This is a genomic window from Nocardioides sp. JQ2195, assembly GCF_012272695.1.
Taxonomy (GTDB): Bacteria; Actinomycetota; Actinomycetes; order Propionibacteriales; family Nocardioidaceae; genus Nocardioides.
Genome location: NZ_CP050902.1, coordinates 3,587,048 through 3,612,483, shown reverse-complemented (window position 1 = coordinate 3,612,483; position 25,436 = coordinate 3,587,048). Strand labels below are relative to the sequence as shown.

Below are 25,436 nucleotides of genomic sequence, written 5' to 3'. Positions count from 1 at the left end.
ACCAACCCATGGGTATTGAAGAGAAGCTTCCGAGCGGAGTCCTGCTGACCACGGTCGAGGGGGTGGCGGGCTACATGCGCAAGGCGTCCTTCTGGCCGGCCACCTTCGGCCTGGCCTGCTGCGCGATCGAGATGATGACCAGCGGCGGGCCGAAGTACGACCTCGCCCGCTTCGGCATGGAGGTCTTCCGGGCCAGCCCGCGCCAGGCCGACCTGATGATCGTGGCCGGGCGCGTGAGCCAGAAGATGGCTCCCGTCCTGCGCCAGATCTACGACCAGATGGCCGAGCCCAAGTGGGTGCTGGCCATGGGGGTCTGCGCGAGCAGTGGCGGCATGTTCAACAACTACGCGATCGTGCAGGGCGTCGACCACGTCGTCCCGGTCGACATGTACCTCCCCGGCTGTCCCCCGCGGCCCGAGATGCTGATCGACGCGATCCTCAAGCTGCACGACCAGGTCCAGCACACCAAGCTCGGCGCCAACCGCGCCGCGCAGATCGTCGACCTGGAGACCGAGGCACTCAACGCGTTGCCCACCTCGGCGATGAAGGGGCAGCTGCGATGAGCGACGACAAGGACAAGCAGGACAAGCAGGTCGAGCAGCCGGCGACCGAGCAGTCCCCGGAGAACCTGCCACCCGAGAACCTTCCCGCCCAGCCCGGCGAGGTCGAGGTCGTCGGCCAGCGCACCGGCATGTTCGGGGTCAAGGGGACCGGCGACACCTCCGGCTACGGCGGCCTGGTCAAGCCCACGGTCTTCCCGGGTGCGGCCCAGCGTCCCTACGGCGGATGGTTCGACAAGGTCGCCGACGGCCTCGACGGCCTGATCGACAAGGTCGTCATCCACCGCGGTGAGATCACCTTCCACATCAGCCCGGGGAACCTGGTCGAGGCCGCGCAGAAGCTGCGCGACGAGCCGAGCCTGCGCTTCGAGTTCGCCTCCGGGGTCAGCGGCGTCCACTACCCCGAGGACCACGGGCGTGAGCTGCACGCGGTCTACCACCTGCTCTCGATGACCTGGAACCGCCGGATCCGGCTCGAGGTGGCGGTGCCCGACGGCAACCCGCACATCCCGTCCCTGGTCGGGACCTACCCGACGCTCGACTGGCACGAGCGCGAGACGTGGGACTTCTTCGGGATCCAGTTCGACGGGCACCCCGCCCTGACCCGCATCGAGATGCCCGACGACTGGCCGGGCCACCCGCAGCGCAAGGACTACCCCTTGGGCGGCATTTCCGTGGAGTACAAGGGCGGGAGCGTCCCGCCGCCGGACCAGCGGAGGTCTTATTCATGAGTCAGACAGATCAGGACCTCTACGCCGGCGCGGCCGACACCAGCCAGGGACGGGTCTTCACCGTCACCGGCCAGGACTGGGACTCCCTCGTCGAGAGCATCGCCGACGGCGGTGACGTCGGCGACGAGCGCGTCGTGGTCAACATGGGTCCCCAGCACCCCTCCACGCACGGTGTGCTGCGACTGATCCTCGAGCTGGAGGGCGAGACGGTCACCGAAGCCCGCTGTGGCATCGGCTACCTCCACACCGGCATCGAGAAGAACATGGAGTTCCGCTCCTGGGTGCAGGGCGTCACGTTCTGCACCCGGATGGACTACCTCGCGCCCTTCCACAACGAGCTGACCTACTGCCTGGGCGTCGAACGGCTTCTCGGCATCGAGGACGGTGCGGACGGGGTCCCCGAGAAGGCCCAGGTCATGCGGGTCCTGCTCTCCGAGCTGAACCGCATCTCCTCCCACCTGGTCGCGATCGCCACCGGAGGCATGGAGATCGGAGCGCTGACCGTGATGACGATCGGCTTCCGTGAGCGCGAGCTGGTGCTGGACCTCTTCGAGCTGATCACCGGCCTGCGGATGAACCACGCCTTCATCCGGCCCGGCGGTGTCGCCCAGGACCTGCCGCCCGGTGCCCTCGACGAGATCCGCGACTTCATCAAGCTGATGAAGAAGCGGCTGCCCGAGTACGCCGCGCTGTGCAACGCGAACCCGATCTTCAAGGCCCGCCTCGAGAACGTCGGACACCTCGACCTGGCCGGCTGCATGGCACTCGGCATGACCGGTCCGGTGCTCCGCTCGACGGGCTACGCCTGGGACCTGCGCAAGTCCGAGCCCTACTCCGGCTACGAGGACTACGACTTCGACGTGCAGACCTGGGACACCAGCGACTCCTACGGCCGCTTCCGGATCCGCCTCAACGAGATGTGGGAGTCCTTGAAGATCGTCGAGCAGGCCGCTGACCGTCTGGGCGGCCTCGAGGGTGCCCCGGTGATGGTCGCCGACAAGAAGATCGCCTGGCCCAGCCAGCTCGCGATCGGCAGCGACGGCATGGGCAACAGCCTCGACCACATCCGCCACATCATGGGGGAGTCGATGGAGGCCCTGATCCACCACTTCAAGCTGGTCACCGAGGGCTTCCGGGTGCCACCCGGCCAGGCCTACGTGCCCGTGGAGTCGCCGCGCGGCGAGCTCGGCGCCCACGTCGTCTCCGACGGCGGCACCCGGCCCTTCCGCGCCCACTTCCGGGATCCGTCGTTCACGAACCTGCAGGCCACGAGCGTGATGAGCGAGGGTGGCATGGTCGCCGACGTGATCGTGGCGATCGCCAGCATCGACCCGGTGATGGGAGGGGTCGACCGATGAGCGAAGCGACTGGACCGAGGTTCACCGAGAACGAGAACCTGCTCCCCGACTCGACGTACGCCGAGCTGAAGGAGATCGCGGCACGCTACCCGCAGGCGCGGTCGGGGCTGCTCCCGATGCTGCACCTGGTGCAGAGCGCCGAGGGGCGGATCACCCCCGAGGGGATCCAGGCCTGTGCCGAGATCCTCGACCTCACCCCGGCCGAGGTGTCCGGGGTGGCCACGTTCTACACGATGTACAAGCGCCGCCCGGTCGGCGACTACCACGTCGGGGTGTGCACCAACACGCTGTGCGCGGTGATGGGTGGCGACCTGATCCTGGAGCGGCTCAAGGGCCACCTCGGCGTCGGCAACGACGAGACCGCGTTGACCCGCGAGGGGGACCGCGCCACGGTCTCGCTCGAGCACATCGAGTGCAACGCGGCCTGCGACTACGCGCCGGTGATGATGGTCAACTGGGAGTTCATGGACAACCAGACCCCCGAGTCCGCGACCCAGCTGGTCGACGACCTACGCGCGGGCAAGGAGGTCCACTCCACCCGTGGGCCGAAGCTGTGCACCTGGCGCGAGGCCGAACGAGTGCTGGCCGGCTTCCCGGACGGGCTCGCCGACGAGGGCCCGTCCGCCGGGCACGCGTCGCTCGTCGGAGTGGAGATCGCCCGCACCATGAACTGGACGGCACCGGAGTCCGATGCCTCGGGTGACGGCAGCGGAACCGCGCGGACCGAGGTCGGGGCAGCGGAGCAGGCCGACACCTCCCGCGCCGAGTCCGAGACCAAGCTCGCGGACAGCAAGGACGAGGAGGGCAAGGCATGAGCGACATGCTGACGCCGGTGCTCACCGACAACTGGGGCACCGACCGCAGCTGGACCCTCGAGGCCTACACCGCCCAGGGCGGCTACGCGGCGCTGCCGAAGGCCCTCAGGATGAAGCAGGACGACGTCGTCACCGCGGTCAAGGACTCCGGTCTGCGCGGTCGTGGCGGCGCCGGCTTCCCGACCGGGATGAAGTGGGGCTTCATCCCGCAGGACAACCCCAACCCGAAGTACCTCGTGGTCAACGCCGACGAGTCGGAGCCGGGAACCTGCAAGGACATCCCGCTGATGATGGCCAGCCCGCACACCCTGGTGGAGGGCGTGATCATCTCCTCCTACGCGATCCGCGCCAACACCGCGTTCATCTACGTCCGCGGCGAGGTGCTCCACGTCGTACGCCGTCTGCAGAACGCGGTGCGTGAGGCCTACGAGGCCGGCCACCTCGGCAAGGACATCCACGGCTCGGGCTACGACCTCGACCTCGTCGTCCACGCCGGCGCGGGCGCCTACATCTGCGGCGAGGAGACCGCGCTCCTCGACTCCCTCGAGGGCCGCCGCGGCCAGCCACGTCTGCGTCCGCCGTTCCCCGCCGTGGCCGGGCTCTACGCCAGCCCCACCGTGATCAACAACGTGGAGTCCATCGCGTCAGTGCCCAGCATCATCGACCGGGGTGCCGACTGGTTCTCCTCGATGGGCACCGAGAAGTCCAAGGGCTACGTCATCTACTCGCTCTCGGGCCACGTGAAGCGGCCCGGGCAGTACGAAGCGCCCCTCGGCATCACCCTGCGCGAGCTGATCGACCTCGGCGGCGGGATGCGCGAGGGCCACACGCTGAAGTTCTGGACCCCCGGAGGATCGAGCACCCCCCTGCTCACCCCTGAGCACCTCGACATGCCGCTCGACTACGAGGCCGTCGGGGCCGCGGGATCGATGCTCGGCACCCGCGCCCTGCAGATCTTCGACGAGACCACCTGCGTGGTGCGCGCGGTCCTGCGGTGGACCGAGTTCTACAAGCACGAGTCCTGCGGCAAGTGCACGCCGTGCCGTGAGGGCACCTACTGGATGACGCAGGTGCTGACCCGGCTGGAGCAGGGCAACGGCACCGAGGAGGACCTCGACGTGCTGCTCGACCAGTGCGACAACATCCTCGGCCGCGCCTTCTGCGCCCTCGGCGACGGAGCGACCAGCCCGATCTCCTCGTCGATCGAGCACTTCCGTGACGAGTACCTGGCCCACCTGACCCATGGTGGCTGTCCGTTCGACCCGATGGCCTCAACTGCCTTCGCCCGCGAGGAGGCGCGCTCGTGACCAGCACCCCGGAGAAGACGGATCTCGTCACCGTCACCATCGACGGCATCCAGGTCAGCGTCCCCAAGGACACCCTGGTGATCCGTGCGGCCGAACAGGTCGGCGTGCAGATCCCGCGGTTCTGCGACCACCCGCTCCTGGCTCCCGTCGGTGCCTGCCGCCAGTGCCTCGTCGAGATCCCCGACGCCGGCAACGGCCGTGGCATGCCCAAGCCGCAGGCCTCCTGCACGATCCCGGTCGCCGAGGGCATGGTGGTCAACACCCAGGCCACCTCGCCGGTCGCCGACAAGGCGCAGCAGGGCCAGATGGAGTTCCTGCTGATCAACCACCCGCTCGACTGCCCGGTCTGCGACAAGGGCGGCGAGTGCCCCCTGCAGAACCAGGCCATGTCCAACGGCCGTGGCGAGTCCCGCTTCTCGGCCTCCGGTGGCGTCAAGCGCACCTTCGAGAAGCCGATCAACATCTCCGCGCAGATCCTCCTCGACCGCGAGCGGTGCATCGTGTGCCAGCGGTGCACCCGGTTCGCCGACGAGATCGCCGGTGACCCGTTCATCGCCCTGGTCGAGCGAGGTGCCCAGCAGCAGATCGGCATCGCACCTGTTTCCGACAGGGACGAGCGAGGGACGAGCGAGCGACCGAGGGAACGCTCCGTGGATGGCGCTCCCTTCACTTCCTACTTCTCCGGCAACACCATCCAGATCTGCCCGGTGGGAGCGCTCACCAGTGCCGACTACCGCTTCCGCTCGCGTCCCTTCGACCTGGTGTCCACGCCCTCGATCGCCGAGCACGACTCCTGCGGCGCCGCGATCCGCGTCGACCACCGTCGCGGCAAGGTGATGCGGCGCCTGGCCGGCAACGACCCCGAGGTCAACGAGGAGTGGATCACCGACAAGGACCGCTTCGCGTTCGCCTACGCCCGGCTCGCCGACCGGCTCACCCACCCGTGGGTGCGTGACGAGGCCTCGGGTGAGCTGCGGCCCGCCTCGTGGCCCGAGGCCTTCACGGTCGCGGCTCGCGGTCTCGCCGCAGCGCGTACGTCGGGTGGTGTCGGCGTGCTGACCGGTGGGCGCCTGATCGCCGAGGACGCCTACGCCTACAGCAAGTTCGCCCGCGTGGTGCTCGACACGAACGACATCGACTTCCGCGCCCGGCCCCACTCCGCGGAGGAGGCTGCGTTCCTCGCGTCCGAGGTCGTGCTCCGCATGCCGGTGACCCACGCGGACCTCGAGCGGGCCTCGGTCGTCGTCCTCGCCGGGCTCGAGCCCGAGGACGAGGCCGGAACGATCTTCCTGCGCCTGCGCAAGGCCGCGATGAAGGGCACCACCAAGGTGGTCGCGATCGCCCCCTTCACCACGCGCGGCCTGCGCAAGATGAAGGGACAGCTCGTCGCCACGTCGGCCGGTGCCGAGCGCGAGGCCCTCGAGGGACTCGCCGAGGCGTCGCCCGAGACGATCGACGCCACGTCCGTGATCCTCGTCGGCGAGCGGCTGGCGACGGTGCCCGGTGCGCTCAGCGCCGCCGCGGACCTGGCCCGTGCCACCGGTGCCCGCCTGGCCTGGGTCCCGCGTCGCGCCGGAGACCGCGGTGCGGTCGAGACCGGCTGCCTGCCCAACCTCCTGCCCGGCGGCCGACCGGTCGCCGACGCGTCGGCCCGGATCGACGTCGCCACCGCTTGGGGCGTCGACCACCTGCCCGAGCAGCCCGGCCGTGACGGGGCCGAGATCATCGCCGCCGCGGCGGCCGGTGGACTCGGTGGACTCGTCGTCGGTGGTGTCGACCTCGACGACCTGGCCGACCCGCAGGCGGCACGCGAGGCGATCTCCGCGGCCGGCTTCGTGGTCAGCCTCGAGCTGCGCGAGACCGAGGTGACCAGGGCCGCCGACGTGGTGTTCCCGGTGGCCCCGGCCAGCGACAAGGCCGGCATGTTCGTCACGTGGGAGGGGCGTCCGCGCACCTTCGATGCCGTGTTCAGCAACCCCGGTTCGTTGCCCGACCTGCGCATCCTGGCCGGGATCGCCGAGGAGTCCGGCACGCCGCTCGGCTTCCGGACCGTCGACGAGGCCCGTCGTCAGATGAACGAGGTCGGCCCCTGGGACGGCGAGCGAGCTGCCCCGGCCGCGCCCCCGAAGGCCAAGGTCCGCCGTTTGGCCCGCAACAAGTTCTGGTTGTCCACCTGGAAGCAGATGCTCGACAACGGCGTCATGCTCAGGGGGCAGTCCGAGCTCCTGGCCACCGCCCGCCCGGCGGTCGCCCGCGTCCCGCAGGCGACGTACGACGTGCTGGCAGGTGCCACGCACGTCACCCTGGCCGGTGACCGGGGCTCGGTCACGGTCCCGGTCGAGGTGGCTGACCTTCCTGAGGACACCGTCTGGATGCCGGCCAACAACTTCGGTGACGGGGTGGTCGCCGGCCTGGCCTCGCCCGGGTCCGCCGTGACGGTGAAGGCGGTGAAGGCATGATCTCGACGACCGGGACCGGCACCCACGTGATGGCGGCCGGCGAGCTGGCCGGGTTCGGCAACGATCCCTGGTGGTTGCTGCTGGTCAAGGCCGTGATGATCTTCGTGGTCCTGGTGCTGCTGACCCTCTTCAACATCTGGTGGGAGCGCCGCGTGGTGGCCCGCATGCAGCACCGCATCGGCCCCAACGTGCACGGTCCCTTCGGCCTGCTGCAGTCCCTGGCCGACGGGGTGAAGCTGGCGCTGAAGGAAGACCTCATCCCGAAGGCGGCCGACAAGGTGGTCTTCATCATTGCGCCGGTGCTGGCGGTCATCCCCGCGTTCGTCACCTTCGCGGTGATCCCGTTCGGCCCCGAGGTGCACATGTTCGGGGAGAGCACTCCGCTGCAGCTGACCGACATGCCCGTGGCGGTCCTGTTCGTCATGGCGATCGCATCGATCGGCATCTACGGCATCGTCCTGGGTGGCTGGTCGTCCGGCTCGACCTACTCGCTGCTCGGTGGGCTGCGCTCCAGTGCCCAGATGATCTCCTACGAGGTCGCGATGGGCCTGGCCCTCGTGGCGGTGTTCCTCTACGCCGGGTCGATGTCGACCTCCGAGATCGTCGCTGCCCAGGCCAGCACCCGGCACATCGACGTGCTCGGTCTCGACGTGCCCGTGCCCGGCTGGTTCGGCATCATCCTGCTGCCGTCGTTCATCATCTACGTGATCGCGATGGTGGGGGAGACCAACCGTGCTCCGTTCGACCTTCCCGAGGCCGAGGGCGAGCTGGTCGGCGGATTCCACACCGAGTACTCCAGCCTGAAGTTCGCGCTGTTCTTCCTCGCCGAGTACATCAACATGGCCACCGTGTCGGCACTGGCCACCACCCTGTTCCTGGGAGGTTGGCGGGCGCCGTGGCCGATCTCCGCCTTCTGGGAGGGCTCCAACGAGGGCTACTGGCCGCTGATCTGGTTCTTCGGCAAGATGTTCCTGTTCATCTTCATGTTCATCTGGTTGCGCGGCTCGTTGCCACGCCTGCGCTACGACCAGTTCATGGCCTTCGGCTGGAAGCGGCTGATCCCGATCGCCCTGGTCTGGATCATCGCCGTGGCGACCATGCGCGCGATCACCCTCGACGGGGGTCTCGAACGCTCGCAGGTGTTGATCATCGCCGGCATCTTCGTGGCGGCCTTCCTCGTGGTGATGTTCTGGCCGGAGTCGAAGAAGGCCGACGAACCCGAGGTGGAGGAGCCGCCGGTCGGTGGCTTCCCCGTGCCCCCCATGCCTACGCACGGAGCCGTCCGCGGCGCCGCTGCACCGCTCGTCTTTCATGAGGAGGACTGATGACTCGGTCGAATGAGCAGGCCAACGAGGAGTCCCGGAGCCTGAAGGAGCAGTTCTGGGACCCCGTCGCCGGCTTCGGCGTCACGTTCCGGACCATGTTCAAGAAGGTGGTCACCGAGCAGTACCCCTTCGAGAAGATGCCGACGGCACCACGCTTCCACGGTCGCCACCAGCTCAACCGGTGGCCCGACGGCCTCGAGAAGTGCATTGGCTGCGAGCTGTGCGCCTGGGCCTGCCCGGCCGACGCGATCTACGTCGAGGGCGCCTCCAACGACGAGTCGGCGAACGGCGAGGGGCGGTTCAGCCCGGGTGAGCGCTACGGCCGCGTCTACCAGATCAACTACCTGCGCTGCATCCTGTGCGGACTGTGCATCGAGGCCTGCCCCACGCGGGCCCTGACGATGACCAACGAGTACGAGCTGGCCGACAACAACCGGGCCGACCTGATCTACGAGAAGTCCGACCTGCTCGCCCCCTTGCTTCCCGGCATGGAGCAACCGCCCCACGCGATGCTGATCGGCGACACCGACGGTGACTACTACCGCGGTGACTTCAAGGCACGCCCGAGCGCGACCGATCCGGCGACCACCGGTGGCGAGGCCAAGGCGCAGGACGCCTGGACCAGCGCGAGCCGGAAGGAGGGCTGATGACCGCGTTCTGGATCCTCGCGCCGATCATGGTGCTGGCCGCCCTGGGCATCCTGTTCGTCCGCAAGGCCGTGCACGCTGCGCTCCTGCTCGCCGTGGTGATGATCTCCTTGGCGGTGCTGTACGCCGTCCTGGAGGCGCCGTTCCTCTTCGCGGTGCAGATCATCGTCTACACCGGCGCGATCCTGATGCTGTTCCTCTTCGTGCTGATGCTGGTCGGCGTCGATGCCTCCGACTCCGTGGTGGAGACGATTCGGGGCCAGCGGCTGCTGGCCACCGGGTTCGGCCTGCTGCTCGGCCTGATCCTGGTCATCGGCATCTCCCAGGTCACCTTCGGCGCCACGGTCGGCCTCGACGAGGCCAACGCCGGGGGCAACGTCCCGGCCCTGGCCAACCTCCTGTTCAGCAAGTACGTCTTCGCGTTCGAGGCAACCTCGGCCCTGCTGATCACCGCGGCGATCGGTGCCATGGTCCTCGCCCACCGTGAGCGGCTCGCGCCCAAGGAGACCCAGGCCGACGCCGCCAGCCGCCGGATGCGCGAGTACGCCGAGACCGGCAAGCACCCGGGCCCCCTGCCGGCGCCCGGTGTGTTCGCCCGGCACAACGCGGTCGACACGCCCGCCCTGCTGCCCGACGGCACTGCCAGCGAGGCCTCGATCTCGCGGGTGCTGGCCGCCCGGGGCAGCGTGCGCAGTGCGCCGGCGTTGGCCGACGACATCGAAATGGTGCAGCGCCAGCTCGGCCAGTCGCCCGAGCAGTCGCCCGAAGTGTCCGGCAAGTCCGGAGCCCCCGCGACCACGGAGGAGGACCAGGCATGAGCACCGAGCCCTACATCATCCTCTCCGCGATCCTGTTCACCATCGGCTGCGTGGGGGTGCTGGTCCGGCGCAACGCCATCGTGGTGTTCATGTGCGTGGAGCTGATGCTCAACGCGTCGAACCTGGCGCTGGTGACCTTCGCCAAGGCGAACGGCAACCTCGACGGCCAGATCGCTGCGTTCTTCGTGATGGTGGTCGCCGCGGCCGAGGTCGTGGTCGGACTCGCGATCATCATGACCATCTTCCGGACTCGACGCTCGGCCTCGGTCGACGACGCCAGCCTGCTGAAGTACTGAGGTGAGTGCCATGAGTTCCCCCAACGCCCTGCTGTCGAGCCTTGCTGCCGAGACCCACATCCCCGTGGTCGACCCCGGCAGTGCCGACGGCGTCCTCTCGCTCGCGTGGCTGGTGATCGTGCTGCCGCTGGTCGGTGCCGCGATCCTGCTGATCGGTGGCCGCCGTACCAACGCCTGGGGCCACCTGCTCGGCACCGCCACGGTGGCCGGCTCGTTCGTGCTCGGCCTGCTGATGTTCGCCGCGTTGCTCGGCCGTGACGAGGGCGAGCGCCAGGTCGGACAGCACCTCTTCACCTGGATCGAGGCCGGTGGCTTCACCGTCGGCATGGACCTGCTGATCGACCCGCTGTCGATCCTGTTCGTCCTGCTGATCACCGGCGTCGGCTCGCTGATCCACGTCTACTCGATCGGCTACATGGCGCACGACGAGCGCCGGCGCCGGTTCTTCGGCTACCTCAACCTGTTCATCGCAGCGATGCTGATGCTGGTGCTCGCCGCCGACTACCTCGGCATCTTCCTCGGTTGGGAGGGCGTCGGCCTGGCCTCCTACCTCCTGATCGGCTTCTGGCAGCACAAGCCGAGTGCCGCCGCGGCGGCCAAGAAGGCCTTCGTGATGAACCGCATCGGTGACATCGGGATGTCGCTGGCCATCATGCTGATGTTCGTCACGTTCGGCACCACCGCCTTCGCCGGTGTCAGCGCTGCCGCGAGTGGCGCCAACGAGAACACCATGAACGCGATCGGCCTCCTGCTGCTGCTCGGCGCGTGCGGCAAGAGCGCCCAGGTTCCGTTGCAGGCGTGGCTCCTCGACGCCATGGAGGGCCCCACCCCGGTGTCGGCCCTGATCCACGCCGCCACCATGGTGACCGCCGGCGTCTACCTCATCGTGCGTTCCAACTTCATCTTCGAGAACGCGTCCATCGCCCAGACCACGGTCGTGGTCGTCGCCGTGGTCACGCTCTTGTGGGGTGCGGTCATCGGGTGCGCCAAGGACGACATCAAGAAGGTCTTGGCCGGCTCGACGATGAGTCAGATCGGCTACATGATGCTGGGCGCCGGGCTGGGTGCCGCAGGCTACGCGTTCGCCATCTTCCACCTGCTCACCCACGGGTTCTTCAAGGCCAACATGTTCCTCGGCGCCGGATCGGTCATGCACGCCACCGACGACGACGTCGACATGCGTCACTACGGCGCGTTGGCGCGTGCGGTGCCGATCACCTTCCTGACCTTCGCGATGGGCTACCTGGCGATCATCGGGTTCCCCGGCTTCTCCGGGTTCTGGTCGAAGGACAAGATCATCGAGACCGCGTTCGCCCAGAACATCTGGGTCGGCCTGGCCGCGATGCTCGGCGCCGGGATCACCGCGTTCTACATGACCCGGCTGATGCTGATGACGTTCTTCACGCCGGGTCCCGACGGAAAGGGACGGTGGGAACCCGGTGTCCACCCGCACGAGTCGCCGAAGGTGATGACGGTTCCGCTGATCGTGCTGGCCGCACTGTCGCTGCTCGGCGGCATCCTGCTCGTCGGCAGCTGGATCACCGACTGGCTCTCCCCGGTGGTGGGCGAGGTCCACCACGAGCACCTGCCGGTCCCCGCGCTGGCCCTGACCGCCATCATCGTGCTGGTCGTCGCCGCCGGTGTTGCCCTTGCCTGGTTCACGATCGGAAGGACCGAGGTGCCCCGAGAAGCGCCCACTGATGTCTCCGTCTTCACCCGAGCGGCCCGTGCCGACCTCTACGGAGACGCGATCAACGACGGCCTGGTCGTCAACCCCGGCCGCCATGCGGTCTCCGGGCTGATGGCCTTCGACACGACCGTCATCGACGGTGCCGTCGAGGGCCAGGCCACCGGGGTGAGCGGGCTGGCCCGGCTCATTCGCGTGGTCCAGAACGGCTTCGTCCGCTCCTACGCCCTCTCGATCCTGATCGGCGCCTCACTGGTGGTCGCGGTCATGCTGGTGGTGAATGCCGGATGAATGACTTCCCCTGGTTGAGCCTGATCATCCTGCTGCCGCTGGTCGGCGGCCTGGTCACCGCTCTGCTCCCCGCCACCGGCTCGGCGCTTCCGAAGCAGGTGGCCCTCGGCACCGCGACCCTGACCTTCGTGCTCTCCCTCGTCGTGGCGTGCTCCTACGAGCCGGGCGACGGCTTCCAGTTCGTCGAGCTGCACGACTGGATCCCCGCCTTCGGCACCCACTACGCCGTCGCCGTGGACGGCATCGGGCTGACGTTGGTGCTGCTGACCACGCTGCTGGTCCCGGTCGTCGTGCTCGCCTCGTGGAACGACGCGGATGTCGCCGGCGGCACCTCGCGTGCCCCCGGCTTCTTCGGCTGGATGCTGGCACTGGAAGGCTTGGCCCTGGTCGTCTTCATGGCCCAGGACGTCTTCCTGTTCTACGTCGCCTTCGAGGCCACGCTGATCCCGGCCTACTTCCTGGTGGGCCACTACGGCCACGTCGACAAGGCAGTGCGCGCCAAGGCAGCCGTGAAGTTCCTGCTCTACATGCTGGCAGGCGGGCTGATCATGCTCGCCTCCGTCGTCGGCCTCTACGCCGTCTCGGCCCAGGCCGGCCACCCGACGTACCTGATCGGTGAGCTGGCCGCGCTCGACCTCGACAAGGAGACCGGTCGCTGGCTGTTCCTCGGCTTCTTCATCGCCTTCGCGATCAAGGCGCCGCTGTTCCCCGTGCACACCTGGCTGCCGGACACCACGGCCGCGGCCACACCGGGCACCAGCGTGCTGCTGATCTGCGTCCTCGACAAGATCGGCACCTACGGCATGCTCCGCTTCTGCCTGGGGCTCTTCCCCGAGGCGTCGAAGTGGGCCACGCCGGTGGTCGTCGTGCTGGCCCTGATCTCGATCATCTACGGTGCCCTGATCGCGATCGGCCAGGACGACATGCTGCGGTTGATCGGTCTCACCTCGCTGTCCCACTTCGGTTTCATCGTGCTGGGCGTCTTCGTGATGAACAGCCAGGGCATGACCGGGGCCACCTTCTACATGTTCAACCACGGCCTGGCCACGGCGGTGCTCTTCCTGGTCGCCGGGTACCTGATCCGCAGGCGCGGCTCGACGTTGATCAGTGATCACGGAGGAGTCGAGAAGGTGGCACCGGTGCTGGCCGGCCTGTTCCTCGTCGGCGGTCTCGGGACCCTGGGACTGCCGGGGCTCTCGCCGTTCGTCTCGGAGTTCCTGGTCCTGGTCGGTGGGTTCGCCCACCACTGGGTCACCGGTGCGTTCGCCGTCACGGGCATCGTGCTCGCCGCGATCTACGTCCTCTGGATGTACCAGAAGCTGATGACAGGTCCGACCGTCCCCGGGGTGGTCGGCATGAAGGACGTGAACGCACGTGAGATCGGCGCCGTGGCCCCACTCGTGGTCGCCATGCTGATCTTCGGCTTCTATCCGAAGCCGATGCTCGACATCATCAATCCGGCCGTCGAGGGCACCATGTCGGTCGTCGGGGTCAGTGACGACGATCCTGTGGTCACGCCCGTTGACGCAGAGTCCAGCCAGGAGGGCCAGCAGTGATCGACTTCGCCAAGCCCGACATCGAGTACGGCCAGCTGTGGCCGTTGCTGCTGGTGTTCGCGATCGCCTGCCTGGGCGTCGTCGTCGAGGCGTTCCTGCCTCGCGGTCGTCGCCTCCTGGCGCAGCTCGCCCTGGCCCTCGCCGGCAGCGTCGCGGCCCTGGTCGGCGTCGTCATCGTCGGCCTCGGCCTCGACGACCACGGAGGCGCCCACGGGTCGGTCGTGGCCGAGGGCGCGTTGGCCGTCGACGGCCCCGCCGTGTTCGTGTGGGGCCTCCTGCTGGTGATCACGATCTGCGGGTTGCTGCTCTTCGCCGAGCGCCGGCTCGAGGGTGGGGTGTCCGCCTTCGCCGGACAGGCCGCGGCACTGCCCGGTACCGATGCCGAGCGCATCGCCTCGTCGAAGGGCCTCGACCACACCGAGGTCTACCCGCTGATGATGTTCGCGCTCACCGGGATGATGATGTTCGCGGCCGCCAACGACCTGCTCACGCTGTTCGTCGGGCTCGAAGTCCTCTCGTTGCCGCTCTACCTCCTCTCCGGCCTCGCCCGGCGACGTCGCCTGCTCAGCCAGGAAGCCGCCCTGAAGTACTTCCTCCTCGGCGCGTTCTCCTCCGGCTTCGTGATCTACGGCATCGCCCTGGTCTACGGATATGCGGGTGTCATGGACTTCGCCGGCATCAACGACGCGATCGCCAACCAGACCGGCAGCAGGACCATGCTGCTGATCGGCATGGGAATGATCTCGGTGGGCCTGCTCTTCAAGGTCGGCGCGGTGCCGTTCCAGGCGTGGACCCCTGACGTCTACCAGGGCGCCCCGACGCAGGTGACTGCCTTCATGGCGGCTGCCACCAAGATCGCAGCCTTCGCCGCGATCATGCGCCTGTTCTACGTCGCCTTCGGCTCCGAGCGCTGGACCTGGGAGCCGATGCTCTGGGTGATCGCGGTGCTGTCGATGGTGATCGGTGCCGTCCTGGCCGTCGCCCAGAGCGACATCAAGCGCATGCTGGCCTACTCGTCGATCACCCACACCGGCTTCCTGCTCACCGGTCTGGTCGGGATCCACTCCGCCGACGGCCTGGCCGACGGCCAGATCACCGCGACCCAGTCGGTGCTGTTCTACCTGGTGACCTACGGCTTCATGACCGTCGGCGCCTTCGCCGTCGTGACCCTGGTCCGCGACGCCGGGGGAGAGGCGACCCACCTGTCCCGGTGGACCGGTCTGGGCAAGGAGTCCCCGGTCGTGGCCGGTGTCTTCGCGCTGTTCCTGCTCGGCTTCGCCGGGATCCCGTTGACCGCCGGCTTCGCGGGCAAGTGGGCGGTGTTCGCCTCGGCGATGAGCGCCGGCGCCTGGCCGATCGTCGTGATCGCCGTGCTGACCAGCGCGATGGCGGCGTTCTTCTACATCCGGGTCATCGTGCTCATGTACTTCTACGAGCCGATCGGTGACGGACCGTCGGTCACGCTGCCGAGCTTCCTGACCGCGACGGCGATCGGAATCGGCGCCCTGGCGACCGTCGTGCTCGGCGTCGTACCCGGCCCCTTGCTCGACCTGGCAGCCCATGCGGGAGAATTCATCAGGTGACCGCACAGAACCAGCCGGCCCTTGCCCTCCCCGTCGTCGACGAGGAGCTGGCCGACCGTCTCCGGGCCCGTATGGCCGAGGTGGAGAGCGCCCTCACCGGGCACATCGTCAGCGAAGCGGAGTTCGTCACCACGGCAGCTCGGCACCTGATGGATGCCGGCGGCAAGCGGTTCCGTCCCTTGCTGGTGCTCCTGGCCGCCGAGACCGGCCCCGATGCGGCTGCCGACGAGGTGGTCACCGCGGCCTGCGTGGTCGAGCTGACCCACCTCGCCTCGCTCTACCACGACGACGTGATGGACGAGGCCGACCTGCGACGCGGCGCCGACTCGGCCAACTCGCGCTGGGACAACCACGTCGCGATCCTCACCGGCGACTTCCTGTTCTCGAAGTCCTCGGAGCTCACCGCCGACCTCGGGGCCGACGCGGTGCGGATCCAGGCGAAGACGTTCACCAAGCTGGTCGAGGGACAGATCCTCGAGACCCTCGAGCCGGCGCCCGACGCCGACCCGATCGAGCACCACCTGCGCGTCGTCGCCGGCAAGACCGGATCACTCATCGCCACCTCCGCGCTCTACGGCGCGCGCTTCAGCGGTGCCCCACGCGAGATCGAGGACGCCCTGGCGGCGTACGGCGAGATCGTCGGCACGGCCTTCCAGCTCTCCGACGACATCCTCGACATCGCCTCGGAGAGTGACGAGTCCGGGAAGACGCCGGGCACCGACCTGCGTGAAGGAGTGCCGACGCTGCCGGTGCTCCTGGCCCAGCGCTCGGAGGACCCTGCCGACGCGCGACTCGTCGAGCTCCTGGGCATGGACCTCGACGACGATGCCCTGCACGCCGAGGCCCTCGGGCTGCTGCGGGTCCACCCGGCGATGAACGAGGCCCGGGCCTACGTGGTGGCCCGCGCCAGCGAGGCCAAGGAACTGCTCAAGGTGCTGCCCGAGGGCCCGGTCCGCGCCGCCCTCGAGGGGTTCGCCGACGTGGTGGCCACCCGTACCGCCTGATCGGGCAACGGTTGCTGCGGCGTACTGACCGACATGCAGTTGGCGCCAAGAAGCGGACAAAATGGGGCATTTCGTGCGGCTCGGAGTCCAACTGCATGTTCGTCGGGCCGCCCGCTGCATGCCGGACACGGAACCCGGGCTGACCGAGTGAGCCGAGACTCAGCGCCGGTCGTCGATCCGCTTGGCCTTGCCCAGGGAACGCTCCAGCGCGTGGCGCTCGACGACCTCGACGTGGGCGCTCACCCCGATCCGCTGCTTGATCCGCTCGGCGAGGGTCGCCCCGAGGGCAGGGTCGACGGTCGTCTCGGCCTCGACCCGCACGGTGAGCTCGTCGAGGTTGCCGGGCCGGGTGAGCACGCACAGGTAGTGCGGAGCCAACCCGGGAACGGCGAGGATCTGCTCCTCGACCTGGGTGGGGAACACGTTCACCCCGCGCACGATCATCATGTCGTCGGTGCGACCGGTGACCTTGCGCATCCGCCGGAACGCCGGCGCCGCCGTACCGGGCAACAACGTGGTCAGGTCCCGGGTGCGATAGCGGATGACCGGCATGGCCTGCTTGGTCAGGCTGGTGAAGACCAGCTCGCCCTCGCTCCCGTCCGGCAGCACCTCATGGGTGACCGGGTCGATGACCTCCGGCAGGAAGTGGTCCTCCCAGACGTGCAGGCCGTCCTGGGTGGTCGCGGCCTCCTGGCTGACGCCGGGGCCCATCACCTCGCTGAGGCCATAGATGTCGACCGCGGTGATGCCGGCCCGCTCCTCGATGGCACGGCGCATCTCGTCGGTCCACGGCTCGGCGCCGAAAATGCCGATCTCGAGACTTGTGCGTCGGGGGTCGACCCCCTGGGCTTCCATCTCGTCGAGGATGGCGAGGAAGTAGGACGGGGTGACCATGATGATCCGCGGCTCGAAGTCAGTGATCAGCTGGACCTGTCGTGACGTCATGCCCCCGCTGACCGGAACCACGGTGCAGCCCAGTCGCTCGGCGCCGTAGTGGGCTCCGAGGCCACCGGTGAAGAGGCCGTAGCCGTAGGAGACCTGCACGACGTCGCCGGGCCGGCCGCCGGCGAGACGGATCGATCGGGCCATCAGCTCGGACCACACGTCGATGTCGTCCCTGGTGTAGCCGACGACGGTCGGCTTGCCGGTGGTGCCGCTGGAGGCGTGCACGCGGTTCACCTGGTCGCGCGGCACCGCGAACATGCCGAAGGGATAGTTGTCCCGCAGGTCGGCCTTCGTGGTGAACGGGAAGCGGGCGAGGTCGGCGAGCGTGGTCAGGTCATCCGGTCGCACCCCGGCCGCCTCGAACGCCCGTCGGTGGTGGGGGACGTGCTCCCACGCCTGGCGCAGGGTCGTGCGCAGGCGCTCGAGCTGCAGCTCCTCGAGGGCCGCTCGGTCGATGGTCGGGATGTCGCCACTCATGTCTCCTCCTCCACAGGGTCCTCCCGGGCCGAGCCCCGGTGGAACAGGGTGCCGCCGATCTCCTTGCTGTGGCCCTCGAACTCGGCGACCACGTCGTCACCACAGCGCACGACGACGTCGTAGGTGCCGTCGCGCCCCTCCCGGTGCCGTTCCACGGCCCGGGCGACCAGGACGTCGCCGGCACGCGTCGGCCGGAGGAACCGGATCTGTCCCGTGGCCGCCACGGTGGAGCGGTTGTAGGAGTTGCAGGCGAAGGCGAACGCCGTGTCGGCGAGGGTGAACGTGAAGCCGCCGTGGCCGATGGCGTGACCGTTGACCATGTCGGGTCGCACGGTCATCACCACCGTGGCACGGCCCGGGCCGACCTCGCTCACCGACATCCCCAGTGACTGGCTGGCTCGGTCATCGGCCCACATCGCCTCGGCGGATCGCTGGGCAACCTCATCGGGAGTCACTCCTGCAGGATAGTCACGCAGCCCGGCTCAGAGTCGCCCCGAGACTCGTGGCTCCCGTCGACGTTTCCTGAGCGCTCGCGGCGGTTCCGGTCGAACCCCTTGAGCTGTACGGCGGCCACATGCGGTGCCAGGCGTCGGGCCTCGGGCCGGGGTTGTTCAGGATTCGCGAGTCCTACGGCGCCGGTCCCCTGGAGATCGCGCGATCACGAGGAACGGCGGCCCCCCTGCCGTCGCTGGTGTCGGTGTGGAGCTATCGCTTGGGCCAGGTGAAGGGCCCACGAATTCCGCTTTCTTCGTCGATCGGCATGGTCGCTCGTGGAGAGGAATCAATTCTCAACTCGGTGGCGGAAGAGGCGCGAGCACTCTGATCCCGAGATGACCTGACCCCTTTCGGTCAAGAATTCAACGGAGATGTCTGGTCGCCGGCAATTGCGAAACCGTCTCGAATTCAGCCGGGTGCGCTTCTTGAATTCAGGTGTCCCGTGAATTCAGCGGTCGAGCAGGCCTCAGAGGGCGCTGGCCTCGGCGGTGAGCCGCAGCTGTCTGCGACGGTGGTTGATCGCCTCGACGGTGAAGATCGTCAGGGCGATCCAGACCAGGACGAATCCGATCCAGCGGCCCAGCGGCATGTCCTCGTGGAACAACAGCACTCCGAGTGCGAACTGGAAGATCGGAGCGAGGTACTGGAGGAGTCCGAGGGTGACCATCGGCAGTCGGATCGCGGCCGCTCCGAAGCAGATCAGGGGGACGGCAGTGACCAGGCCGGTCGTGGTGACCAGCAGGGCATGGGTGATGCCCTCGTTGCCGAAGGTCGAGCTGCCGGTGGCCACGAGGTAGGCGACGTATGCGGCAGCCACCGGGGCGAGCACGATCGTCTCGAAGGCGAGGCTCTCCACGGCCCCGGTGTTGGCCTGCTTCTTGGCCAGGCCGTAGGTGCCGAAGGAGAAGGCCAGGACCAGGGCGACCCAGGGCGGCCGACCGTAGTTGATCGCCAGCACCAGGACGGCGCACGCCGCGATGCCCGTGGCGACCCACTGCAGAGGGCGCAGCCTCTCGCGCAGGATCAGGACGCCCATCAGGACGGTCACCAGGGGGTTGATGAAGTAGCCCAGCGCGGCCTCGACCACGTGGCCGTTGTTGACTCCCCAGATGTAGGTCGCCCAGTTCACCGCGATCACCACGGCGCCTACGGTGAGCAGGCGGCGTACGCGGGGGGTGCCGATGATGGCGCGCAGGGCCGGCACCCGCCGCGTCACGACCACGAGGAGGGCGACCGTGACCAGGGACCACAGCACCCGGTGGGCGAGGATCTCGATCGCACCCGCCGGCTCGAGCAACGGCCAGTAGAGCGGAAACGCGCCCCACAGCGTGTACGCCGCGACGCCCAGCAGGAAGCCGAGCCGCGACTGCGTCATGGGGCCGCCGGTCATGCATCACACAATAGGGCGCACGGTCGCCCACGACGTTTCCGGGCCGAGCCACCGGGGTAGCAGGACACCTGTCGGAACTGATTCTCTCCTGGGGGGGACCCACTCATGCACCTGAAGCGACTGCTGTCAGCGGCTCTCGGAGCCGCATTGGTGGCCACCGCACCGTTGATGGCCACCACCGTGGTCCCGGCCTCGGCGACGGACGGTTCCGACCGTGGCGACGACGTCACGGCGCAGGCACCGGCCATGCCCGAGGACGGACAGTTCACCCGTGCTGACCTCGACGTCGACCTCGGGCACGATCGGGCACAGCGCGCCGCCGCTCCGACCATCCCGAGCCGGGTCCGGGCGTCGTCGAAGTCGCAGTACAAGTACAACGAGCCGATCAAGATCAAGGGCTCGGTGCAGGCCTACCCATCGACGACCACGGGCGGTTGTGCAGCCAACACCTGGTGCAACATCAATGCGGACGGCGACAAGGTCCTCCTGCTGAAGAAGAAGGCGGGTGCCAGCGAGTTCAAGGTGGTGGACACCAAGGGCCCCAACAGCTACGGCAGGTTCACCTTCCGGACGAAGTCGAAGGGCAACGCGGTCTACGCCCTCTACTACGCCGGCACCACCACCGTGAAGCCCTCCTCCGCCAGCAAGAAGGTCAAGGGCACTCGGCACCCCCACCTGAAGGTGCGTGCGCGGGACGGCCGGGTCCACATGAGCGGCGACATCGCTCCGGGCTGGGAGCGCAAGCGCGTCCTCGTGCAGCGCTCGCACCGCGAGCACGGGACCTACCGGACCTGGGCCAAGCCGCGGACCAACCGCCGAGGTGAGTTCAGGATTCGCCTCGTGGCCCCGGCCACGGGCAAGTGGCACTACCGCCTGGTGATCCCCAAGAACAACATCACGTTCGCCACGTTCAAGTCGGGCAGCTGGGGCGTCTACAGGCGCTACAGCTGATCAGGAGCGCCCGGTCGGCACGGGTTGACGCGTGATCGCGCCGACCCGTGCCGGCTCGGCGTTGCTGCGAGCTCGTGCCGCCTTCGCGTGCGGGGCCTCTAGACGACGGTCCAGGTGTCGCCGCCGCTGATCAGGCTGGCCAGTCGCTCGGACGCGGGCGCGGTGGCTGCCTCCGAGGCGGTGCGGATCTGGGCCCTGGCCTGGTCGTCGTACGACGGACGCTCGACCTGGCGGAAGATGCCGATGGGTGACTGGTTGAGGTAGCCGGAGTCGGTCAGCCGTGAGATCGCGAAGGCGGTCGACGGGTCAGGGTTGTGGGCGTCGTGCACGAGGAGTGCCTCGACGCCGGCGTCTGCGACCTGGACCACCTCGACGCCGCCACCTGCGGCGCGCACGAGGCCCTTGTCACCGAGTCCGGTGGTCTCGTCCCGGGCGCCGAAGGTGATCGGTTCACCGTGCACCAGAGGGATGATCGCATCAGCCTTGGTGTCGGGGTTCTTGATCGCGTCGAACGCGCCGTCGTTGAAGATCGGGCAGTTCTGGTAGATCTCCACGAACGAGGTGCCGCGGTGGGCGGCTGCGGCGGAGAGCACCGAGGTGAGGTGCGAGCGGTCGGAGTCGATGGTGCGGGCCACGAAGGAGCCCTCGGCCCCCAACGCGAGGGAGACGGGGTTGAACGGGTGGTCGAGCGAGCCCATCGGGGTGGACTTGGTGACCTTGCCGGCCTCGGAGGTGGGGGAGTACTGGCCCTTGGTGAGCCCGTAGATGCGGTTGTTGAAGAGCAGGATGGTCATGTTGACGTTGCGGCGCAGCGCGTGGATCAGGTGGTTGCCGCCGATGGAGAGGGCGTCACCGTCACCGGTCACCACGAAGACCGACAGGTCCTCGCGGGCGGTGGCCAGGCCGGTGGCGATCGACGGGGCGCGGCCGTGGATCGAGTGCATGCCGTAGGTGTCGAGGTAGTAGGGGAACCGCGACGAGCACCCGATGCCGGAGATGAACACGACGTTCTCGCGACGCAGGCCGAGCTCGGGCAGGAAGTTCTGCACGGCCTTGAGGACGGCGTAGTCACCGCAGCCGGGGCACCAGCGCACTTCCTGGTTGGAGGTGAAGTCCTTGCCGGTCTGCTTCTCTCCCTCGCCGAGAGTGGGGACCCCACTCACGCCACTGGGCAGGGCGGGGAACGGGAGTTCTTCGGTGGTGCTCACTTGACTGCCTCCTGCGCAGAGCCTGCGGACGAGTCGCTCTGCAGATTCACTTCGATGCCTTCCGCCTGGCCGATGAGGTCGGCGATCACGCCGGCCAGCTCGGCCGACTTGAGCGGGAGGCCGCGGACCTGGTTGTAGCCGATCGCGTCGACGAGGTACTTCGCGCGCAGCAGCATGGAGAGCTGGCCGAGGTTCATCTCCGGGACCAGCACCTTGTCGTAGCGGGCGAGGATGTCGCCGAGGTCCTTGGGGAACGGGTTGAGGTGGCGCAGGTGCACCTGGGCGACGTTGTGGCCGGCCTTGCGCACGCGGCGTACGCCGGCGCCGATGGGGCCGTAGGTCGAGCCCCAGCCCAGCACCAGCACCTTCGCGGCGCCCGAGGGGTCGTCGACCTGCAGCGGGGGCAGGGACTCGGCGATCCGGTCGATCTTGGCCTGGCGGGTGCGGACCATGAGGTCGTGGTTGGCGGGGTCGTAGGAGATGTTGCCGTGCCCGTCGCCCTTCTCGAGCCCGCCGATGCGGTGCTCGAGACCGGGGGTCCCCGGGATCGCCCATGGACGGGCCAGGGTGGTCTCGTCGCGGGAATAGGGTGCGAACTCCTGTTTGCCATCGGGGCCCTCGACGAGGTCGTCGGCGGTGGCGAACCTCGGATCGATGACCGGCAGGTCGTCGATCTCGGGGATCGACCACGGCTCGGACCCGTTGGCGAGGTAGCCGTCGGAGAGCAGCATCACCGGGGTGCGGTAGGTGACCGCGATCCGGGCGGCCTCGACCGCCGCGGCGAAGCAGTCACCGGGCGACTGCGGGGCCACGATCGGCACCGGGGCCTCGCCGTTGCGTCCGAACATGGCCTGGAGCAGGTCGGACTGCTCGGTCTTGGTGGGCAGACCGGTCGAGGGGCCGCCGCGCTGGACGTTGACCACCAGCAGGGGCAGCTCGGTCATCACGGCCAGGCCGATCGCCTCGCCCTTCAACGCGACGCCGGGCCCGGAGGTGGTGGTCACCCCGAGGTGTCCGGCGAAGGAGGCGCCGATGGCGGAGCCGACGCCGGCGATCTCGTCCTCGGCCTGGAAGGTGGTGACGCCGAAGCCCTTGTGCTTGGAGAGCTCGTGGAGGATGTCGGAGGCCGGGGTGATCGGGTAGGAGCCGAGGAAGACCGGCAGCCCGGACTGCACCCCGGCGGCGACCAGGCCGTAGGACAGGGCCAGGTTTCCGGTGATGTTGCGGTAGGTGCCCGGCGCCATCGCGGCCGGCTTCACCTCGTACTGGACGATGAACGACTCGGTGGTCTCGCCGAAGTTCCAGCCCATCTTGAACGCGGTGATGTTGGCGTCCCTGATGTCGGGGACCTTGGCGAACTTGCGGGACAGGAACTCGATCGTGTTCTCGGTGGGGCGGCCGTACATCCACGACAGCAGGCCGAGGGCGAACATGTTCTTCGCCCGGGCGGCGTCCTTGCGGGACAACCCGAAGTCCTTGACCGCCTCGACCGTCATCCCGGTCAGGTCGACCTGGTGCACGTCGAAGTCGGCGAGGGGGGAGTCGGCGGAGTCGTCCTCGAGCGGGTTCTCCGCGTACCCGGCCTTGGCCAGGTTGCGCTTGGTGAAGTCGTGGGTGTCCACGATGATCGCCGCGCCCTTGGCCAGGTCACCGAGGTTCGCCTTCAACGCGGCCGGGTTCATCGCGACCAGCACGTCGGGGGAGTCGCCAGCGGTGAGGATGTCGTGGTCGGCGAAGTGCACCTGGAACGACGAGACCCCCGGGATGGTGCCCTGGGGTGCGCGGATCTCCGCCGGGAAGTTCGGCAGCGTCATCAGGTCGTTGCCGAACGCCGCGGACTCCTGGGTGAACCTGTCACCGGTGAGCTGCATCCCGTCGCCGGAGTCCCCGGCGAACCGGATGATGACGCGGTCGAGCTGCTGGACCTGCTTGGTCACCCCACCTACCTACTTCCTGCTGTGTGTCGTGATCGGACTGGCATACCCAGAGTATGGCAAAACTGGAACACGTTCCATAAATCTCGTGCGGTCCGATGGGACTGCTCCCACGCTCCACCTTAGTCGCCGGACAAGCGGCCGACTCGACGTCTCCCTGAGTGGGCGCACGGGCCGACCCGGCCGCGTGCGTCGAGGCGGATCGCCCCACGTCAGGCCCGAGTCAGGAGAGTGACTCCGAGCGCCGCTTGAGCGCCTCGGCGTGACGCCGGAACCCGTCGGCGACGCGGCCCGGGCCGGCGTACTTCGCCATCGGTCCGGAGAACTCCTCGACCGTGTCGTACGTCGTGGGGCCGTCGGGTCGCTGGGTGAGTCGCTGGAAGCGAGTGCCCCTGATCAGGCCGAGCCTGGCGGGCCAGCCCTCGAAGACGTAGGCGAGCGTTGCGCGCGCCACTCCGTCCGCGTCGGTCGCGGGCGGCTCGACCACGCTGATGCGTTCGGGGGAGCGGGTGCCCTTGCCGTCGGCCCAGCGCACGTGCAGCACGATCGGCTCGCCGACGCGGGGCTCGGTGCACTCGGCTCGTACGACGAACGGGTTCCACTCGGCGTACGACGCGGTGTCGAGCATGGTCGCCCAGACCGCGTCGAGCGGGGCGTCGATCTCGACGGAGGCAGAGGGGGGTCGCATCGTGGTGCTCCTCGTGGGTTCCTGGTCAGCCGACGGCCAGATCCTCGCACTCACGAAGATCTCGGCGTGCGCCTCTGCGCCGGACGCGACGTCTCAGCGGTAGTTGGTGAACTGCACCGCGAAGTCGTAGTCCTGCGACTTCACCAGCTGCTGCACCGCCTGCAGGTCGTCACGCTTCTTCGACGACACCCGGAGCTCGTCGCCCTGGATCTGCGCCTTCACGCCCTTGGGGCCCTCGTCGCGGATCAGCTTGGAGATCTTCTTGGCGTTCTCCGAGGAGATGCCCTCCTTGAGGGTGATCGAGATCTTCGAGACCTGGCCCGACTGGCGGACCTCGCCGGTGTCGAGGATCTTCAGCGACTGGTTCCGCTTGACGAGCTTGCCCTGGAAGACGTCGAGCACGGCACTGGCGCGGTCGTCGGCGGAGGCGGTGATCTCGATCGCCTCGTCGCCCTGCCACTCGATGGTGGCACCGGTGCCCTTGAAGTCGAAGCGGGTGGCGACCTCCCGGGCGGTCTGCCCGAGGGCGTTGTCGACCTCCTGGCGGTCGATCTTGCTGACGATGTCGAACGACGAGTCGGCCATGACTTCTCCTCTGCTTGCCCACGGCCTCGGTGGCCGGTGGCGTTTTTCGTCTGGGCTGGGGCTGCGCTATTCTTTCGTCTGCTGTCGCCCGGGCCAAGTCCGGGACAGCATGGCAGATTGCCCGAGCGGCCAATGGGAGCGGACTGTAAATCCGTCGCGAAAGCTTCGAAGGTTCGAATCCTTCATCTGCCACAGCAGGACCGGCACGGCGTGTGTTCAGCGGAGACGCTGCAACACACGCCGTTCCTCGTTCCGGGTGCGGCGCGGCGGCGCGACTGATCCGCGGGCCGGTGGGCGGCGCGGCTGGCCGTGGAGGACGATGAGGC

22 protein-coding genes and 1 tRNA gene are annotated in these 25,436 nt (G+C 68.5%); 16 read left to right on the top strand and 7 right to left on the bottom strand.

The annotated features are described in order from the left end of the window. The first annotated feature begins 8 nt into the window (after positions 1–8). The 14 genes from ncot_RS17150 to ncot_RS17085 all read left to right on the top strand — a co-directional run bounded on the left by ncot_RS17150 (position 9) and on the right by ncot_RS17085 (position 16,437). Entirely contained in the window at positions 9–563 is a 555-nt protein-coding gene (locus ncot_RS17150) for an NADH-quinone oxidoreductase subunit B (protein WP_168618691.1), read from the top strand. Continuing rightward, entirely contained in the window at positions 560–1,291 is a 732-nt protein-coding gene (locus ncot_RS17145; RefSeq protein WP_168618690.1) for an NADH-quinone oxidoreductase subunit C, read from the top strand. Before ncot_RS17150 ends, ncot_RS17145 begins: the two co-directional genes overlap by 4 nt. Further along, on the top strand, positions 1,288–2,649 hold the full coding sequence (locus tag ncot_RS17140) for an NADH-quinone oxidoreductase subunit D (RefSeq protein ID WP_168618689.1): 1,362 nt from the start codon (positions 1,288–1,290) through the stop codon (positions 2,647–2,649). The genes ncot_RS17145 and ncot_RS17140 overlap by 4 nt, the downstream gene beginning before the upstream one ends. Then, positions 2,646–3,464 carry an NADH-quinone oxidoreductase subunit NuoE gene (gene nuoE, locus ncot_RS17135; RefSeq protein WP_168618688.1) on the top strand — a complete coding sequence of 273 codons (819 nt, stop codon included), beginning with the start codon at positions 2,646–2,648 and terminating at the stop codon, positions 3,462–3,464. Before ncot_RS17140 ends, nuoE begins: the two co-directional genes overlap by 4 nt. Continuing rightward, entirely contained in the window at positions 3,461–4,771 is a 1,311-nt protein-coding gene (gene nuoF, locus ncot_RS17130) for an NADH-quinone oxidoreductase subunit NuoF (protein WP_168618687.1), read from the top strand. Before nuoE ends, nuoF begins: the two co-directional genes overlap by 4 nt. Continuing rightward, positions 4,768–7,230: an NADH-quinone oxidoreductase subunit G gene (locus tag ncot_RS17125; protein ID WP_168618686.1), complete on the top strand. Its 2,463-nt coding sequence runs from the start codon at positions 4,768–4,770 to the stop codon at positions 7,228–7,230. Before nuoF ends, ncot_RS17125 begins: the two co-directional genes overlap by 4 nt. Beyond that, positions 7,227–8,555, top strand: a complete 1,329-nt coding sequence (gene nuoH, locus ncot_RS17120; protein WP_240937952.1) for an NADH-quinone oxidoreductase subunit NuoH — start codon at positions 7,227–7,229, stop codon at positions 8,553–8,555. Before ncot_RS17125 ends, nuoH begins: the two co-directional genes overlap by 4 nt. After that, positions 8,555–9,202, top strand: coding sequence for an NADH-quinone oxidoreductase subunit NuoI (nuoI, locus tag ncot_RS17115; RefSeq protein ID WP_240937951.1), 648 nt, complete (start codon positions 8,555–8,557; stop codon positions 9,200–9,202). The genes nuoH and nuoI overlap by 1 nt, the downstream gene beginning before the upstream one ends. Beyond that, the gene (locus tag ncot_RS17110; RefSeq protein WP_168618685.1) at positions 9,202–10,020 is read left to right on the top strand and encodes an NADH-quinone oxidoreductase subunit J; all 819 of its coding nucleotides are present in this window, start codon (positions 9,202–9,204) and stop codon (positions 10,018–10,020) included. Before nuoI ends, ncot_RS17110 begins: the two co-directional genes overlap by 1 nt. Continuing rightward, positions 10,017–10,316 carry an NADH-quinone oxidoreductase subunit NuoK gene (gene nuoK, locus ncot_RS17105; protein WP_056891843.1) on the top strand — a complete coding sequence of 100 codons (300 nt, stop codon included), beginning with the start codon at positions 10,017–10,019 and terminating at the stop codon, positions 10,314–10,316. Before ncot_RS17110 ends, nuoK begins: the two co-directional genes overlap by 4 nt. A gap of 10 nt (positions 10,317–10,326) precedes the next feature. Continuing rightward, positions 10,327–12,294 carry an NADH-quinone oxidoreductase subunit L gene (gene nuoL, locus ncot_RS17100; protein WP_168618684.1) on the top strand — a complete coding sequence of 656 codons (1,968 nt, stop codon included), beginning with the start codon at positions 10,327–10,329 and terminating at the stop codon, positions 12,292–12,294. Continuing rightward, positions 12,291–13,850 (top strand): NADH-quinone oxidoreductase subunit M, encoded by a 1,560-nt coding sequence (locus ncot_RS17095; RefSeq protein ID WP_168618683.1) that lies wholly within the window; start codon positions 12,291–12,293, stop codon positions 13,848–13,850. The genes nuoL and ncot_RS17095 overlap by 4 nt, the downstream gene beginning before the upstream one ends. Continuing rightward, on the top strand, positions 13,850–15,433 hold the full coding sequence (gene nuoN, locus ncot_RS17090; RefSeq protein ID WP_168619430.1) for an NADH-quinone oxidoreductase subunit NuoN: 1,584 nt from the start codon (positions 13,850–13,852) through the stop codon (positions 15,431–15,433). The genes ncot_RS17095 and nuoN overlap by 1 nt, the downstream gene beginning before the upstream one ends. A gap of 71 nt (positions 15,434–15,504) precedes the next feature. Continuing rightward, the gene (locus ncot_RS17085; RefSeq protein WP_168619429.1) at positions 15,505–16,437 is read left to right on the top strand and encodes a polyprenyl synthetase family protein; all 933 of its coding nucleotides are present in this window, start codon (positions 15,505–15,507) and stop codon (positions 16,435–16,437) included. Between the two features lie 159 nt (positions 16,438–16,596). Here the strand turns inward: ncot_RS17085 and paaK are convergent, their stop codons facing one another. The 3 genes from paaK to rarD form a co-directional block, all read right to left on the bottom strand. Then, positions 16,597–17,859, bottom strand: coding sequence for a phenylacetate--CoA ligase PaaK (paaK, locus tag ncot_RS17080; RefSeq protein ID WP_168618682.1), 1,263 nt, complete (start codon positions 17,857–17,859; stop codon positions 16,597–16,599). Then, complete coding sequence (gene paaI, locus ncot_RS17075; RefSeq protein ID WP_240937950.1) at positions 17,856–18,314, bottom strand: hydroxyphenylacetyl-CoA thioesterase PaaI; 459 nt, start codon at positions 18,312–18,314, stop codon at positions 17,856–17,858. The genes paaK and paaI overlap by 4 nt, the downstream gene beginning before the upstream one ends. A gap of 506 nt (positions 18,315–18,820) precedes the next feature. Further along, positions 18,821–19,744, bottom strand: coding sequence for an EamA family transporter RarD (gene rarD, locus ncot_RS17070; RefSeq protein WP_168618681.1), 924 nt, complete (start codon positions 19,742–19,744; stop codon positions 18,821–18,823). A 105-nt stretch (positions 19,745–19,849) separates the two neighbouring features. On the opposite strand from rarD, the gene ncot_RS17065 reads away from it, so the two are divergent. Then, positions 19,850–20,695, top strand: a complete 846-nt coding sequence (locus ncot_RS17065; protein ID WP_168618680.1) for a hypothetical protein — start codon at positions 19,850–19,852, stop codon at positions 20,693–20,695. Between the two features lie 98 nt (positions 20,696–20,793). Here the strand turns inward: ncot_RS17065 and ncot_RS17060 are convergent, their stop codons facing one another. The 4 genes from ncot_RS17060 to ncot_RS17045 form a co-directional block, all read right to left on the bottom strand. Beyond that, positions 20,794–21,903 carry a 2-oxoacid:ferredoxin oxidoreductase subunit beta gene (locus ncot_RS17060; protein ID WP_206065029.1) on the bottom strand — a complete coding sequence of 370 codons (1,110 nt, stop codon included), beginning with the start codon at positions 21,901–21,903 and terminating at the stop codon, positions 20,794–20,796. Beyond that, on the bottom strand, positions 21,900–23,840 hold the full coding sequence (locus ncot_RS17055) for a 2-oxoacid:acceptor oxidoreductase subunit alpha (protein ID WP_168618679.1): 1,941 nt from the start codon (positions 23,838–23,840) through the stop codon (positions 21,900–21,902). The genes ncot_RS17060 and ncot_RS17055 overlap by 4 nt, the downstream gene beginning before the upstream one ends. A gap of 220 nt (positions 23,841–24,060) precedes the next feature. Further along, positions 24,061–24,525 (bottom strand): SRPBCC domain-containing protein, encoded by a 465-nt coding sequence (locus tag ncot_RS17050; protein WP_168618678.1) that lies wholly within the window; start codon positions 24,523–24,525, stop codon positions 24,061–24,063. Positions 24,526–24,618: 93 nt separating this feature from the next. Then, positions 24,619–25,110, bottom strand: coding sequence for a YajQ family cyclic di-GMP-binding protein (locus tag ncot_RS17045; protein WP_168618677.1), 492 nt, complete (start codon positions 25,108–25,110; stop codon positions 24,619–24,621). A 111-nt stretch (positions 25,111–25,221) separates the two neighbouring features. Between ncot_RS17045 and ncot_RS17040 the strand changes: the two genes are divergently transcribed. Beyond that, a tRNA-Tyr gene (locus ncot_RS17040) sits at positions 25,222–25,302 on the top strand. Positions 25,303–25,436: the final 134 nt, after the last annotated feature.